The sequence below is a fragment of the Streptomyces sp. NBC_01717 genome (genome assembly GCF_036248255.1).
In the GTDB taxonomy this organism is placed as follows: domain Bacteria; phylum Actinomycetota; class Actinomycetes; order Streptomycetales; family Streptomycetaceae; genus Streptomyces.
Genome location: NZ_CP109178.1, coordinates 6831495 through 6846009, shown reverse-complemented (window position 1 = coordinate 6846009; position 14515 = coordinate 6831495). Strand labels below are relative to the sequence as shown.

Annotated in this window: 15 protein-coding genes; 7 read left to right on the top strand and 8 right to left on the bottom strand. The window is 72.2% G+C overall.

From position 1 onward, the window contains the following. Positions 1-174: 174 nt before the first annotated feature. Genes OHB49_RS31000 through OHB49_RS30970 form a run of 7 tightly spaced genes read left to right on the top strand, consistent with a single transcriptional unit; the run spans position 175 to position 8120 of the window. Positions 175-1476 carry an ADP-ribosylglycohydrolase family protein gene (locus OHB49_RS31000; protein WP_329164241.1) on the top strand — a complete coding sequence of 434 codons (1302 nt, stop codon included), beginning with the start codon at positions 175-177 and terminating at the stop codon, positions 1474-1476. Next, positions 1473-2738 carry an ADP-ribosylglycohydrolase family protein gene (locus tag OHB49_RS30995; protein WP_443079583.1) on the top strand — a complete coding sequence of 422 codons (1266 nt, stop codon included), beginning with the start codon at positions 1473-1475 and terminating at the stop codon, positions 2736-2738. Before OHB49_RS31000 ends, OHB49_RS30995 begins: the two co-directional genes overlap by 4 nt. Next, positions 2692-3867: an ADP-ribosylglycohydrolase family protein gene (locus OHB49_RS30990; RefSeq protein WP_329164239.1), complete on the top strand. Its 1176-nt coding sequence runs from the start codon at positions 2692-2694 to the stop codon at positions 3865-3867. The genes OHB49_RS30995 and OHB49_RS30990 overlap by 47 nt, the downstream gene beginning before the upstream one ends. Then, the gene (locus OHB49_RS30985; protein ID WP_329164236.1) at positions 3864-5228 is read left to right on the top strand and encodes an ADP-ribosylglycohydrolase family protein; all 1365 of its coding nucleotides are present in this window, start codon (positions 3864-3866) and stop codon (positions 5226-5228) included. Before OHB49_RS30990 ends, OHB49_RS30985 begins: the two co-directional genes overlap by 4 nt. After that, complete coding sequence (rbsK, locus tag OHB49_RS30980; RefSeq protein WP_329164235.1) at positions 5225-6109, top strand: ribokinase; 885 nt, start codon at positions 5225-5227, stop codon at positions 6107-6109. Before OHB49_RS30985 ends, rbsK begins: the two co-directional genes overlap by 4 nt. Then, complete coding sequence (locus OHB49_RS30975) at positions 6106-7305, top strand: CaiB/BaiF CoA transferase family protein (protein WP_329164234.1); 1200 nt, start codon at positions 6106-6108, stop codon at positions 7303-7305. Before rbsK ends, OHB49_RS30975 begins: the two co-directional genes overlap by 4 nt. Continuing rightward, positions 7302-8120, top strand: a complete 819-nt coding sequence (locus OHB49_RS30970; protein WP_329164233.1) for an HpcH/HpaI aldolase/citrate lyase family protein — start codon at positions 7302-7304, stop codon at positions 8118-8120. The genes OHB49_RS30975 and OHB49_RS30970 overlap by 4 nt, the downstream gene beginning before the upstream one ends. 165 nt (positions 8121-8285) lie before the next feature. On the opposite strand, the gene lgt is transcribed toward OHB49_RS30970, so the two are convergent. The 8 genes from lgt to OHB49_RS30930 form a co-directional block, all read right to left on the bottom strand. Next, positions 8286-9248: a prolipoprotein diacylglyceryl transferase gene (gene lgt / locus OHB49_RS30965; RefSeq protein ID WP_329164232.1), complete on the bottom strand. Its 963-nt coding sequence runs from the start codon at positions 9246-9248 to the stop codon at positions 8286-8288. Between the two features lie 108 nt (positions 9249-9356). Beyond that, entirely contained in the window at positions 9357-10184 is an 828-nt protein-coding gene (locus tag OHB49_RS30960; RefSeq protein ID WP_329164231.1) for a DsbA family protein, read from the bottom strand. 76 nt (positions 10185-10260) lie between these two features. After that, positions 10261-11073: a tryptophan synthase subunit alpha gene (gene trpA, locus OHB49_RS30955; RefSeq protein ID WP_030972807.1), complete on the bottom strand. Its 813-nt coding sequence runs from the start codon at positions 11071-11073 to the stop codon at positions 10261-10263. Next, positions 11070-12356, bottom strand: a complete 1287-nt coding sequence (gene trpB, locus OHB49_RS30950; protein WP_329164228.1) for a tryptophan synthase subunit beta — start codon at positions 12354-12356, stop codon at positions 11070-11072. The genes trpA and trpB overlap by 4 nt, the downstream gene beginning before the upstream one ends. A gap of 135 nt (positions 12357-12491) precedes the next feature. After that, a complete protein-coding gene (trpM, locus tag OHB49_RS30945; RefSeq protein WP_356325647.1) occupies positions 12492-12692 on the bottom strand; it encodes a tryptophan biosynthesis modulator TrpM in 201 nt (66 codons plus the stop codon). Between the two features lie 26 nt (positions 12693-12718). Continuing rightward, on the bottom strand, positions 12719-13528 hold the full coding sequence (gene trpC / locus OHB49_RS30940; protein WP_030972813.1) for an indole-3-glycerol phosphate synthase TrpC: 810 nt from the start codon (positions 13526-13528) through the stop codon (positions 12719-12721). A 115-nt stretch (positions 13529-13643) separates the two neighbouring features. Then, positions 13644-14126 carry a DUF2752 domain-containing protein gene (locus OHB49_RS30935; RefSeq protein ID WP_030972815.1) on the bottom strand — a complete coding sequence of 161 codons (483 nt, stop codon included), beginning with the start codon at positions 14124-14126 and terminating at the stop codon, positions 13644-13646. Positions 14127-14202: 76 nt separating this feature from the next. Further along, positions 14203-14454: an HGxxPAAW family protein gene (locus OHB49_RS30930; RefSeq protein ID WP_030972817.1), complete on the bottom strand. Its 252-nt coding sequence runs from the start codon at positions 14452-14454 to the stop codon at positions 14203-14205. Positions 14455-14515 lie beyond the last annotated feature (61 nt).

Sequence of the window (14515 nt, the reverse complement as noted above, 5' to 3'; positions counted from 1 at the left end):
AAGCCAGGCCGTACTTACCTGCCCTCTGACCAGGTAAGTACGGCCTGCCTTACGTAGGGGATCCCGTCATCCGAGTGGCCCTTTTGTTGCGTTTATCGGCCTCTGTCGGTGCTCCGCGTGGCACAGATCGGACAGGTACGAGAACTGGCTCGGTACGAGCGAAGGGTCGACGCGATGGAGTTGATTGCAGGCAATCCGGCAGAACCGCGCACGGGCGGGGGCACGGCGGAGGCAGCCCGGAACGACGCGCACCGCCTCGACGCGAGCCACGCCGACGGTCCCGGCCGCCTGGACCGGGCCGACCGGGCCAGGGGTGCGCTCCTCGGCCTTGCCGTGGGCGATGCGCTGGGCGCACCCGCGGAGAACCTGCGACCCTCCGAGATCCGCCGCCGCTGGGGCCGGATTGAAGGCTTCGTCAGCGACGACCCGGCCGGTACCGACGACACGGAGTACGCGATCTTCTCCGGGCTGCTGCTCGCCCGGCACGGTTCGGCGCTGACTGTCACCCATGTCGAGCGGGCCTGGCACCTGTGGATCGCCGACCTGGACGAGGGGCCGTTCCGCGGCGCCGGGTTCAGCGAGCGCGGCACCCTGGAGAATCTGCGCCGGGGCCTCGCCGCCCCGATCTCCGCCCAGCACCGGCACGCCTGGAGCGACGGACTCGCTATGCGCGCGGCCCCGTTCGGGGTCTTCGCGGCAGGCCGGCCCGCGGAGGCCGCGCGCCTGGTCGCGATCGACGGGCAGGTCAGCCATGACGGGGAGGGCATCTACGGCGGCCAGGCGGTGGCGGCCGGGGTGGCCGCCGCGATGGCGGGAGCGGGGGTCACGTCCGTGATCGCGGCCGCCCTGTCCGTCGTACCGATGGACTCCTGGACCGCGCGCTCGCTGCGGCGGGCGGTGACGGCCGCGCAGCACAGGCACCCGGACCGCCTCACGAGGGAACGCGCGGTGCGCTCCGCGGTCGTGGTGGGCGGCTACCCGTGGACGGACCTGGCACCGGAGGCGGTGGGCCTGGCGTTCGGCGCGTTCGCGGCGGCGCGCGGCGACTTCCGTACGGCGGTGCTGACGGCGGTCAACATGGGCCGCGACGCGGACACCACGGCAGCGGTCGCGGGTGCGCTGGCCGGTGCGCTGGGCGGGGTATCCGCGATCCCCCGGAACTGGGGGCGGGCGATCGGGCCGGTCCGAGGCAGCTGCCTGCCGTCGATGCGGGGGCACCACGTCCTGGACATCGCGGAGTTGCTCACCCCGGACGAGACGGACGAGCCGGACGGCGCGGGGAGCTGCGGGGACGGCAGGGACAGCGGGACCGGCAACGGGACCGGCACATCCGGCACAGGCGGCAGGCCCCGCGAGGCCGGCGGCAGCCCCGCCGGCGCCCGGCCTCCGGCCGCCACAGCCCGGCACACCGCCGTTCTCGCCGACGGTCCGTCGGGTCCGTCCGCCGCGGACGGACCCGCGGCGGTGGTGTCATGACTACCGCGCGGGACACCGAGCCCCGCCCGGAGAATCGTTCCACCCTGCCCCTGAAGCAGCCCCTGAACCGGCCCCTGCCGGGGCGCCGGGCCCGGATCGAGGGGCTGCTGCTCGGGCTGGCCTCGGGGGATGCCGCCGGATGGCCGGCGGCGCGTCACCGGGCGGCCCGGATGCCCGAATGGACGCGTCGGCTCACCCGGGAGCTCGACACCTTCGCCGAGCAGAACGCCACCACCACCCTCCCCGTGCCCATCGCACTCAACCAGCCGCCCGAGCCACTGCGGCTCGGTCCCTCCGACGACGCCGAGTGGGCCGCGTTCGCCGCCGGGACCGTGCTGGCTTCGGCGGCCGGTCCGCTGCACGGGCTCTCCCCCGACCGCCGGATGCGGGCCGCCATCGACGTCGCATGGAACGCGCTGGCCGCCGAGGTCGCCGCGGCCGCCGCACGGGCGCCCGAGGTCGAGTCGGCGGTTCTCCCGCTGCGCGCCCGGATCTCGGTCCGGGCCGGGCTCGGCAATCTCGCCGCCGGACTGCGGCCGCCCGCCACCGGCCACGACAACCCGCACTACTTCGACGACGCGGCCTGCGTACGGGCTGCCGTGCTGGCGGTCGTCCACCCCGGCCGGCCCTGGGCCGCCGCCGAACTCGCCGAGTTCGATGCCCGTTACACCCAGGACGGCGACGGTGTGCACGGCGCCCGCGCGATGGCCGCCGCGATCGCCGAGGCGCTGGGCGGAGCCGACGTCGACACCGCGGTGAACGCCGCGCTCGTCCAGCTCCCCGAGGGCACCGAGATCGCCCGCAACGCCGCTCACGCCGTCCGGATCGCCCGCGACTTCGTCGGCGAGGCAGCCGGCGCCTTCGCGCTCGTACCCGTGCTGGAGCATCAGATCGTCGACCATGTCTACAGCTACGGGATCGCCGCGGCCGAGACCGTACCGGTCGCCCTGGCTCTGACCACCGCGGCCCGCGGCGAGATCGCCCAGGCCGTTCCCGCGGCCGCCTGCCTGTCACGGGTCGCGGACTCGGCGCCCGCCCTGGCCGGCGCGCTGACCGGTGCGCTCGGCGGCATCGCCGCCGTCCCGGACGGCTGGCGCGAGGCCTGCCGCACCCTCGCGGGATGCGCGCTGCCCCGTCTCGCGGGCACCGATCTCATCGAACTCGCCGGGCTGCTGACAGACACGGAACCGACCCCTTCGGGTGGACAATCCCGGCATGACGCCGATTCAGAACAAAACACCCACCGCGCTCGGTCTCGATGACCGGATCACCGGCGCCCTCGTCGGCGCCGCCGTCGGCGACGCGCTCGGCGGGCCGGTCGAGGGCCGGCCCCCCGAGCAGATCGTCGAGCGCCACGGCGGCCGGATCACCGGCATCGTGGGCCCGTGGGACGGCGACGACTGGCGCACCGCCCGCCCCATCGCCCCCTACCACAAGGGCGACGGCCACGTCACCGACGACACCTTGATGACCCATGCGCTGGTAAGGGTGTACGGCACCGTGCGGGACCATCTCGACGCGTACTGCGTCGCCGACCATCTCGTACCGGAGCTGATCTCGACCCCCCGCTGGATCCCGGAGCTGGAGGCCGAGGCGCTGCCGCTGCAGCGGATCTTCCTCGCCGAGAAATGGATCGTCGCCCGACTGCACTACGGCCATGTCGATCCGCGCGAGGCGGGCTCCGGGAACATCGTGAACTGCGGGGCCGCGATGTACATGGCGCCGGTCGGTCTGGTCAACGCCGCCCATCCGCAGGCGGCGTACGCCGAGGCGCTGGATGTCGCGGGCGCCCATCAGTCGTCGTACGGGAGGGAGGCCGCCGGAGTCTTCGCGGCGGCCGTCGCCGCCGCCTGCGCGCCGGACGCGACGCCCGCAACCGTCGTCGACGCCTGTCTGTCGCTCGCCAAGGACGGGACCCGGGCCGCCATCGAAGCGGTCTGTGAAGTGGCCGTGCGGTACCGGGACTTCGAGACGGCACTGACACCGCTGCGTACCGCCGTCGCCCCCTTCGACACCGTCGGGCCCGACTACCGCACACCCTCCCTCGGCGCCCGCCGCCCGTCCCGGCTGCACGCCATCGAGGAGCTGCCGATCGCCCTCGGGATGCTGCTCGTCGCGGACGGCGACTACCGGCACGCGGTGCTCGGCTCGGTCAACTACGGCCGGGACTGCGACTCGATCGCCACGATGAGCGGTGCGCTCGCCGGCGCTCTGCACGGCGAGGCGGCGATCCCCGCCACCTGGGTGAAAACGGTCGCCGAGGCCAGCCGCCTCGATCTGCACGCACCGGCGCGGACACTGACGGACGTCGCCCGCGAGGTGTTCGTGCAGGACACCGCCCGACGACGTGCGCACGAGGCGGCGTTCACGACGCTGGCGGGTACGCCGTGACCGTGCGGGTCACCTGGGTGCAGCCGGAGGATCTGATCGGGCACGAACTGCGCCAGGCGGCCGAGGACGGCCGGGACGTGCGGGACATCGAGCGCCGCTGGTTCGCGGCGGGCGGCACTCCCGCCCCGGAGCGCGCGGGCGCGTCGACGCCCCCCGCGCCGCCCGCACTCCGCGCGCTCGCCGAGCTGCTGCTCGACGAACTCGCGGGGCTCGACTCGACGGCGGCCGTCGACGAGCCGACGGATCTGGCCGCGATCCGGGCGGCCTGCCCGCACTGGCCGGCTCCCCGTGCGGAGCTTCCGACGGTCGGCAAGGCCCGGCTGGAGGCGGCCTGGCTGGGCCGCGCCGCCGGCTGTCTGCTCGGCAAGCCCGTCGAGAAACTGCCTCTCGCGGGGATCCGCGCACTGGCCCGGGCCACCGGGAACTGGCCGCTCGCCACCTGGTTCACCGCCAGGGGCCTGCCCGCCGAGCTGACCGCCGCATACCCCTGGAACCGCCGCTCCGCCGCCACCTCGCTCGCCGAGAACATCGACGGGATGCCGGAGGACGACGATCTCAATTACCCGCTCCTCACCCTGCTGTTGATCCAGCGGTACGGACCGTCCTTCTCCACCGCCGATCTCGCCCGGCTCTGGCTCGACGAACTCCCCGCCGGCCGGACCTTCACCGCCGAGCGGGTGGCGTACCGCAATCTGCTCGACGGCATCGAGCCGCCGGACACCGCCCGGTACCGCAACCCGTTCCGGGAGTGGATCGGCGCCCAGATCCGCGCCGATGTGCACGGCTGGACACATCCCGGCGACCCCGCTGCCGCCGCCGAGCAGGCCCACCGGGACGCGGTCCTCACCCACACCGGCAACGGCGTGTACGGGGCGATGTTCACCGCTGCAGCGCTCGCCGAGGCGGCCGGTGGAGAGACCGATGTGCACGGCTGCCTCGCGACCGGGCTGCGCGTCGTACCGCCGCGCTCGCGGTTCGCGCACGCTGTCCGCACCGGGATCGACGCGGCCCGCGGGGAGCCGGACTTCGACGCGGTCGCCGACCGGTTGCACGCCGCGTTCGGCGCGTACCACTGGGTCCATGTGCTGCCCAACGCCGCGCTGCTCGCCGCCGCTCTCACGCACGCGGACGGCGACTTCTCCGGCTCCATCTGCCGTGCGGTCTCAGGTGGTTGGGACACGGACTCGAACGGTGCGACCGCCGGCTCGCTGGCCGGTCTGCTGGCCGGCCGGCCCGACGCGTTGCCCGTCCGGTGGACCACCCCGCTCAAGAACCGTCTCGCCACATCCGTCCCGGGTTTCGACTCCGTCGGCTTCGACGCACTCGCTGAACTGACCTACCAGGAGGCACTCCGCCCATGACCGCCATCGCGGTGCTCGGCAGCACCAATATGGACCTTGTCGCCTATGTCGCACGGGCCCCGGAGCGCGGGGAGACCGTCACCGGAACGGAGTTCCGCACCATCCCCGGCGGCAAGGGCGCCAACCAGGCCATCGCCGCCGCCCGCGCGGGTGGCGACGTGCTGATGATCGGCGCGGTCGGCGACGACGTCTACGGCGTACGGCTCCGGGCCGAACTGGAGCACGCCGGCGTCGAAACCGATCTGCTGCACACCGCCGAGGGCCCCAGCGGCACGGCACACATCGTCGTCGACGACACGGGCGGCAACGCCATCGTGGTGATCCCCGGCGCCAATGGCACCGTCCACACGCTCGGCCCCGGCGAGATGGCCGCCATCGCGGAAGCGGATCTGCTGCTCCTCCAGCTGGAACTGCCCCTGTCGGCCGTGGTCGAAGGTGCCCGGATGGCCCACGCGCAGGGCGTACGGACGATCCTCACCCCCTCCCCCGTACAACCCCTGCCGGACGAGCTCTTCGGCAACGTCGACCTGTTGATCCCCAATGAGCACGAGGCGGCCGCACTCTCCGGGAAGACCGAACCCCACGCGGCGGCAGAGATCCTGCTCCGACACGTCCCCGAGGTCGTCATCACCCTCGGTTCGAAGGGCTGCCTGTACGCGGCCCGGGGCAGCGAAACGGTGCACTTCCCCGCCCCGGAGGTGACCGCCGTCGACACCACCGCTGCCGGGGACACCTTCGTCGGGGCGCTCGCCGTGGCCCTCGGCGAAGGGCGGGCCGTACCGGAGGCCCTGGCCTGGGCGTCGATCGCCGCGGCGCTCTGCGTACAGAAGCCTGGCGCCTCGACCTCCATGCCGTACCGCAGCGAGATCGACGCCGCATGACCGCGCCCACGGAAGCACCCCTCTCCGGTCTGCGGGTCCTCGACCTCGCCACGCTCTTCGCGGGCCCTCTCGCGGCCACCATGCTCGGCGACTTCGGCGCCGAGGTGGTCAAGGTCGAGCATCCGCGCAAGCCCGACCCGTCGCGTGGCCACGGCCCGACGAAGGACGGCATCGGCCTGTGGTGGAAGCTGCTCGGCCGCAACAAACGCAATCTCACCCTCGACCTCTCCACTCCCGGCGGGCGCGACGTCCTCCTCCGGCTGGCCGCCTCCAGCGATGTGATCATCGAGAACTTCCGGCCGGGGACGCTGGAGCGGTGGGGCATCGGCTGGGAGGAGCTGAGCGCCGTCAACCCGCGCCTGGTGCTGACCCGCGTCACCGGCTTCGGCCAGTTCGGCCCGTACGCGAGCCGCCCCGGTTTCGGCACACTCGCCGAGGCCATGAGCGGTTTCGCCGCGATCACCGGCGAGCCGGACGGGCCGCCTACCCTGCCTCCCTTCGGTCTCGCCGACTCGATCGCGGCACTCGCCACCGCGTACGCCGTGATGGCGGCGCTGGCCGGGCGGGACCGCACCGGGGAGGGCCAGGTCGTCGATCTGGCGATCATCGAGCCGATCCTTACCGTGCTCGGCCCGCAGCCGCTCTGGTACGACCAGCTCGGCTACGTCCAGGAACGCACCGGCAACCGCTCGCGCAACAACGCCCCGCGCAATACGTACCGCACGTCCGACGACCAGTGGGTCGCCGTCTCCACCTCCGCCCAGTCCATCGCCGAACGTGTGATGCGTCTGGTCGGCCGGGCGGAGCTGATCGACGAGCCGTGGTTCGCCTCCGGCACCACCCGCGCCGAACACTCCGACGAACTCGACGAGGCGGTCGGCACCTGGATGGCCCGGCACACCCGCGACGACGCGATCTCCGCGTTCGAGAAGGCGGAGGCGGCCATCGCCCCCATCCACGACATCCGGGACGTGATGGAGGATCCGCAGTACCGGGCCCTGGGCTCCGTCGCCGAGGTCCCCGATCCCGAACTGGGCCCGCTGCGGATGCAGAACGTCCTCTTCCGGCTCTCCCGGACCCCGGGCTCGATCCGCTGGGCGGGCCGTCCGCACGGCGCGGACACCGAGGAGATCCTGACCGGGCTCGGCCTGTCAGGACCGGACATTGCCGCGCTACGGGCGGAAGGCGTCCTGTGACCGCGGCCGAAGAGGTGCATCTGACGTGGCTGTACGTTCCCGGGGACCGGCCGGACGTGGTGCGCAAGGCACGCGACTCGGGCGCGGACGTGGTGATCGTCGACCTGGAGGACGCGGTCGCACCGGACCGTAAGGAGTACGCCCGGTCAGCCACCGCCGAACTCCTCACCGAGCCGGCCGCCGACACGGCCACGCCGGTGCATGTCCGGGTCCACACAGAGGCCGACGTCCTGGCCCTGGCCGGGCTGCCGGGCCTCGCCGAACTCCGCCTGCCGAAGATCACGCATGCCGCGACCGTCCACCACATCGCGGCGCTCGCACCCGGCGTGGTGCTCTGTCCGCTGCTGGAGTCGGCGCTCGGCATCGAGCACGCGTACACGGTCGCGGCCTCCCACCCCCAGGTCCGCTCGATCGCCCTCGGCGAGGCCGATCTCCGGGCCGATCTGGGGGTGCGGGACGACCGGGGCCTCGACTGGTCACGCAGCCGGGTGGTGGTCGCCGCCCGCGCGGCCGGCCTCGCCCCTCCGACCCAGTCGGTGTTCCCGGACGTACGGGACCTGGACGGCCTGCGGCACTCCTGCGCGCACGGCCGCGCGCTGGGATTCATCGGCCGGGCGGCCATCCACCCCCGGCAGCTACCGGTGATCGAGAGGGCGTTCCGGCCCACTTCGGAGGAGATCGACTCGGCCCAGGAAATCGTGGCGGCAGCCCTCACCGAGGCAGGCGCACTGGCACTGCCGGACGGCCGTTTCGTGGACGCGGCGGTAGTCGCAGCGGCCCACCGGACGCTTGCGCTGGCAGAACGGGTGAGCTGACGACGAGGACTCCAGCCCCTCCGGCGATCGGGGCGGGGGGCAAATTCACTCGATCGAGACCCTCCGGCGATTGAGGAGTGGGCGTTCGCGGGCGGAGCCTCCGGTGAGGGGAACGGCGAGGGGCCCGAACCGTCCGGTTCGGGCCCCTCGTACAGGTGGGTGGCGTCAGCCGTTCTTCGCCGCCTCTGCGGTGCCGTTCTTCCCCGGCGCCCGGGCCTCGTCGTCACGCTCGACGTCACCATCGGCGTCCGAGGTCGAGTCCTCCGTGTCCTCCGCGCCCTCGGTTGCGTCCTCCGCGCCCTCGGCGGGCTCCGCGGCCCCCGGCTCGACGACCTCCTCGCGCCCCGGCCGCACCTTCGCCGAGATCACGATGTACGTCACCGCCAGGACGAAGACGATCACCGCGGTCCACACATTCAGGCGCAGACCCAGAATGTGGTGGGCCTCGTCGACCCGCATGTACTCGATCCACGCCCGCCCCGTGCAGTACGCCGCGACGTACAACGCGAACGCCCGTCCGTGTCCGAGCTTGAAGCGGCGGTCCGCCCAGATCACCAGCAGCGCGACGCCCACGCACCACAGCGACTCGTACAGGAACGTGGGGTGGTACGTGCCCGCGACCCGGTTGGGGCCTTCGCTGATCTTCAGGGCCCACGGCAGATCCGTCGGCTTGCCGTACAGCTCCTGGTTGAACCAGTTGCCCCAGCGGCCGATCGCCTGGGCGAAGGCGATCCCGGGGGCGAGCGCGTCGGCCCAGGCGGGCAGCGGGATCCCGCGGCGGCGGCAGCCGATCCAGGCACCGACCGCACCGAGCGCGATCGCACCCCAGATGCCGAGGCCGCCCTGCCAGATCTTGAAGGCGTCGACCCAGTTCTCGCCGTCACTGAAGTACAGCTGGTAGTCGGTGATGACGTGGTAGAGCCGGCCTCCGACGAGGCCGAAGGGCACGGCCCAGACGGCGATGTCGGCCACTGTGCCGGCTCTGCCGCCCCGGGCGATCCAGCGCTTGTTGCCGAACCAGACGGCGACAAACACACCGATGATGATGCAGAACGCGTAGCCGCGGAGCGGGATCGGTCCGAGATCGATCACGCCGGTCGACGGGCTGGGAATGTAGGCAAGGTCCATGGCAGGGTCGACGCTACCCTGCCGGGCGGGACGTACGGCAACCCGCCCGACAACGTATGGGTAACGAGCCGATCGTCGGATCCCCGCCCCGGCAGGCCCCGGTCCGGGTCAGGAACCGGTCGGCGACGGGGTTACCTTCGCCGGCTGCTTCCCCTTGTTCGCCTCGGTGACCCACTTCTTCAGGTTGGCCACGGTGATCGGTTCGTTCCCCTTCTTCGGGAAGATCGATTCGCCGTTGAGCAGCGCGGTCGGCGTGCCCCGGAAGCCGCCGTTCTGGAACGCGGTGTTGGACTTCTGGACCCAGGTGTTGTGCGTGCCGTCCTCCACGCAGCTGCGGAAGGCGGGGGTGTCGAGGCCTTCGACCTTGCCCGCCAGCCCGATCAGCTTGCTGCTCTTGCCGAAGGCGTCGTCGGTCTCCGGCGGCTGGTTGCGGTAGAGGACGTCGTGGTACGCGGAGAACTTGCCGACGCTCTGCGCGCAGGCCGCCGCATTGGCCGCGTCCAGCGATCCGCTGCCGCCGAGATTGCCGTCGATGATCGTGGCCAGGTGGTACTCGACCTTCAGCTGTCCGCTGCTCTCCAGCTGGTGGATCGTGTCCCGGAACGCGTTCTCGAACTGCGCGCAGACCGGGCAGCGGAAGTCCTCCCAGATCGTGAGCGTGGACGGGGCTTTGTCCGCACCCACCGGGATGGCCAGGTTGTCCTTGCCGGTCGCACCGGACGGCGCGACGACGGTCCCCGCCCCGGTCGCCTTCTCGCCCTTGCCGCCCGAATTCGCGGCAATCACGCCGATGACGGCGGCCAGCGCCAGCACACCCACCACGGCGGTGGAGACGATCAGCGTGCGCCGGCGGCGCTCGCGCGCCTTCTCCCGCTCACGCTGCTGTACGAGCCGGTCGCGCGCGGCCCTTTTTCCCTCTTCGTTCTTGTCACTCACACCCGCAGCAACGAACCGGGGAGGCACGTACGTGCCTCCCCGGTCCCAGGTCCACCCGTTCGGGCGATGCCCGATCTCAGCGCTTTCGAACACCTTCGGCCAGTTCGCCCGCAAGTGAGCGGACTGCGGCCAGTCCGGACTCCTCGTCGGGGGCGTCCAGCATCCGCTTGACGAAGGCGGAGCCGACGATCACTCCGTCGGCGAAGGCGGCGACCTCGGCGGCCTGCTGGGCGTTGGAGACGCCCAGACCGACGCAGACCGGAAGGGTGGTGGTGGCACGGGTGCGCCGCACCAGGTCCTGGGCCTGCTCGCCGACCGATTCGCGGGTGCCGGTGACGCCCATCAGCGAGGCCGCGTAGACGAAGCCGGAGCCGGCCGCAGTGATGGTGGCGAGGCGCTCGTCCTTGCTGCTCGGCGCGACGACGAAGACGGTCGCCAGACCGTGCTTGTCGGCGTGCTCACGCCACACGGAGGACTCCTGGACCGGCAGGTCGGGCAGGATGCACCCGGCGCCGCCCGCATCGGCGAGCTCGGCGGTGAAGCGCTCGATGCCGTACCGGTCGATGGGGTTCCAGTACGTCATGACGAGGATCGGGACGCCGGTCGCCTCGTAGGCCTCGCGGACCGTACGCATCACGTCGGCGATCTTCACGCCACCGCGCAGGGCGATGTCGTCGGCGGTCTGGATGACCGGTCCGTCGAGCACCGGGTCACTGTGCGGCAGGCCCACCTCGACGACGTCGGCGCCACCGGCGACGACGGCCTTGACGGCCTCGATACCGCCGTCGACCGACGGGAACCCGGCCGGCAGATAGGCGATCAGCGCGGCCCGGTCCTCGGCCTTGGCGGCGGCGAGGGTGGCACTCAACAGCTCGATGTTGCCGCTCACTTGACGTCCCCCTCGATCTCGGCGCCGTTGTTGTCCGCGTCCGCCTCGACGGTCGCGTCCGTGTCGTACAGCCCGAAGTAACGGGCTGCCGTGTCCATGTCCTTGTCGCCGCGGCCGGACAGGTTGACCAGGAGCAGTGCGTCCTTGCCGAGCTCCTTGCCGACCTCCAGGGCGCCGGCCAGCGCATGGGCGCTCTCGATGGCCGGGATGATCCCCTCGGTACGGGAGAGCAGACGCAGCGCCTCCATGGCGGCGGCGTCGGTGACCGCACGGTACTCGCCGCGGCCGATGTCCTTGAGGTACGCGTGCTCCGGGCCGATGCCCGGGTAGTCGAGACCGGCCGAGATGGAGTACGGCTCGGTGATCTGGCCCTCGTCGTCCTGGAGGACGTAACTGCGCGAGCCGTGCAGGATGCCGGGCTCGCCGGCGGTCAGGGTCGCCGCGTGCTCGCCGGTCTCCACGCCGTGTCCGGCGGGCTCGCAGCCGATCAGCCGGACGCGCGCGTCCGGGATGAACGCATGGAACAGCCCGATGGCGTTGGAGCCGCCGCCGACACAGGCGATCGCGGCGTCCGGCAGCCGGCCGGTCCGCTCCAGGATCTGCCGGCGGGCCTCGACGCCGATGACACGGTGGAAGTCACGGACCATCGCCGGGAAGGGGTGCGGGCCCGCGACCGTACCGAAGAGGTAGTGCGTGCGGTCGACGTTGGCGACCCAGTCGCGGAACGCCTCGTTGATGGCGTCCTTGAGCGTGCGGGAGCCGGACTTCACGGCGATGACCTCGGCGCCGAGCATCCGCATCCGCGCCACGTTCAGCGCCTGCCGCTCGGTGTCGATCTCGCCCATGTAGATGGTGCATTCGAGACCGAAGAGGGCACAGGCCGTCGCGGTGGCCACACCGTGCTGGCCGGCACCGGTTTCGGCGATGACCCGGGTCTTGCCCATGCGCTTGGTGAGCAGCGCCTGGCCCAGCACGTTGTTGATCTTGTGCGAGCCGGTGTGGTTGAGGTCCTCGCGCTTGAGGAAGACCCGGGCACCGCCCGCGTGCTCGGCGAAGCGCGGCACCTCGGTCAGCGCGCTGGGCCGGCCGGTGTAGTCGACCATGAGCTCATTGAGCTCGGCGGCGAAGGCCGGGTCGGCCTTGGCCTTGTCGTACTCGGCGGCGACCTCGTCCACGGCGGCGACGAGCGCCTCCGGGATGAACTTGCCGCCGAACGCACCGAAGTAGCCCTCGGCGCTGGGGATCAGACCCTCGGGGTCCGGAATGAAGAAGTCAGATGACATCCGACGTGCTCCTCGTCATGGCAACGGGTGGGTTCACCGTATGCGTCGTGAGCGAGACGCCGCCGCGACCGAGGGCGGTCGGGCGGTGCGGTCGTACGTACGAGAGGTGTGGTGCGGGTACGTGGCCGGGGCTCGCTACAGCGCGGTCCCCGGGCGCCATCGCATGCCGTTGACCTGGCCGGGCTCGTCTCCGATCACGTACCGCACACGCCGGCCGTGCACCCGGCGCGCGGGGGCGCGGCAGCCGCGGGGGCGGCAGCCGCGCGCCAGCGGCGCGTGCGGGTCCCGGACAGCCGTCACACCGGCGAGGCGCAGGCCTGGCCGGGTGCGGAACACGGGACGGTCGGCGGACACGGTGCGGGTCAGCTCCGTCCGTGCCGCAAGGCCGGGTGGGCGCCCGCGGCGACCAGGTCGGCGACTGCGGCCCGCGGGTCGCGGCCGGTGACCAGGGATTCGCCGACGAGCACGGCGTCGGCGCCGGCGTTGGCGTAGGCGATGAGGTCGTGCGGGCCTCGGACGCCGGACTCGGCGACCTTGACGATGCCCGCCGGGATCTCCGGGGCGACGCGCTCGAACGTCGAGCGGTCGACCTTGAGGTCCTTCAGGTTGCGCGCGTTGACACCGATGATCTTCGCTCCGGCGGCCACGGCACGCTCCGCCTCCTCCTCGTCGTGCGCCTCGACCAGCGGCGTCAGACCGATGGACTCGGCGCGCTCGATCAGCGAGACGAGTGCCTCCTGGTCGAGGGCGGCGACGATCAGCAGCGCGAGGTCGGCGCCGTAGGCGCGGGCCTCCCAGAGCTGGTAGGAGGTGACGATGAAGTCCTTGCGCAGGATCGGGATGTCGACCTTGGCGCGAACGGCTTCCAGGTCGGCGAGCGAACCGCCGAAGCGTCGCTCCTCGGTGAGGACGGAGATGACGGACGCGCCACCGGCCTCGTAGTCCGCGGCGAGCGCGGCCGGGTCGGCGATCGCGGCCAGGGCCCCCTTGGAGGGGCTGGAGCGCTTGACCTCGCAGATGACGGTCACGCCCTCGCCGCGCAGGGCGGCGACTCCGTCCTTGGCCGCCGGAGCGCGCGCCGCGCGCTCCTTGAGCTCGTCGAGGCTGACGCGCGCCTGCCGCTCTGCGAGGTCGGCGCGAACGCCGTCGATGATCTCGTCGAGCACACTCACGCGAGCGGCCCCCTTCCGGGACGGTGATGAGGGAACAGGATCAGCCATCTCGATGGTATCCGCAGGAGGGCCCCGGACTCACATCCGGCCGACGGATGTCCCACTACCTGGGCATTCACGGCGCCAACATCGATCCGAACGGCAGATTCCGGACGACGGCGAAGATCAGGAGCACGGCACCGATCCCCCACCAGTAGACCGGTGGCAGATTGATCCGTAGGGGCAGTCCCCTGCTCGCGCGGACCATCCAGACCACCCACACGACGGCGAAGATCGCGTATCCGACGACCGCGAGGGCGTTGGAGCCCAAGGCCGCGGCGATATCCCCGTGGGCGACGGCGTGGGCGCTGCGCAGCCCTCCGCAGCCCGGGCAGTACAAGCCGGTGAACCGGAGCAACGGGCAGACCGGGTAGTGGCCCGGCTGGTTGGGGTCGACGGCGCCGACGTAGCCGAACGCCGCGATGACGGCGGCCATCACCCCGAGGGGAGTGGCGAGCCGTCGGACGGCCGACCGGGGCACGGGCGCGGGCGGAAAGACCGGCACGGGCGGTTGACCGTGCGGGCCCGGTGCGGCTGCGGGAGAAGGGGAGGCGTCCACGCGGTGATTGTCCCCGGTCACACGGAAAGGCGCAGCCCGGTCCGGGCTGCGCCTCGCACGATGGGTCCGACCGGGGTCAGGAGGAGACCTGGGCCTGTCCGGCCCGCGCCCTGGCTGCGGCCATCTCGGCCGACTCCTTCGGCATGCCGAGGCCGGCGGCCTTCATCGCGAGACCGACGAGCCCACCGATGAAGATGACCGCGATACCGGCCCAGAAGCCGAGCGGGTTGGCCGCGACCATGAAGACGCCTGCGATGCAGAAGCCGATGAACGAGATGATGACACCGGTCCAGGCGGCCGGGGTGTGTCCGTGGCTGCTGCCCGCCATGAGTTGCTCCTCGTTGGTGTTGCGCTGTTGGTATCGCTGTACGCAAAGCTGGTGCCGCTGT

Bases quoted from the DNA above. Each gene is read 5' to 3' on its own strand.
- OHB49_RS30975 (WP_329164234.1), top strand. From the start codon at position 6,106: ATGACCGCGCCCACGGAAGCACCCCTCTCCGGTCTGCGGGTCCTCGAC.
- OHB49_RS30990 (WP_329164239.1), top strand. From the start codon at position 2,692: ATGACGCCGATTCAGAACAAAACACCCACCGCGCTCGGTCTCGATGAC.
- OHB49_RS30995 (WP_443079583.1), top strand. From the start codon at position 1,473: ATGACTACCGCGCGGGACACCGAGCCCCGCCCGGAGAATCGTTCCACC.
- lgt (WP_329164232.1), bottom strand. From the start codon at position 9,248: ATGGACCTTGCCTACATTCCCAGCCCGTCGACCGGCGTGATCGATCTC.
- OHB49_RS31000 (WP_329164241.1), top strand. From the start codon at position 175: ATGGAGTTGATTGCAGGCAATCCGGCAGAACCGCGCACGGGCGGGGGC.
- rbsK (WP_329164235.1), top strand. From the start codon at position 5,225: ATGACCGCCATCGCGGTGCTCGGCAGCACCAATATGGACCTTGTCGCC.
- trpB (WP_329164228.1), bottom strand. From the start codon at position 12,356: ATGTCATCTGACTTCTTCATTCCGGACCCCGAGGGTCTGATCCCCAGC.
- OHB49_RS30930 (WP_030972817.1), bottom strand. From the start codon at position 14,454: ATGGCGGGCAGCAGCCACGGACACACCCCGGCCGCCTGGACCGGTGTC.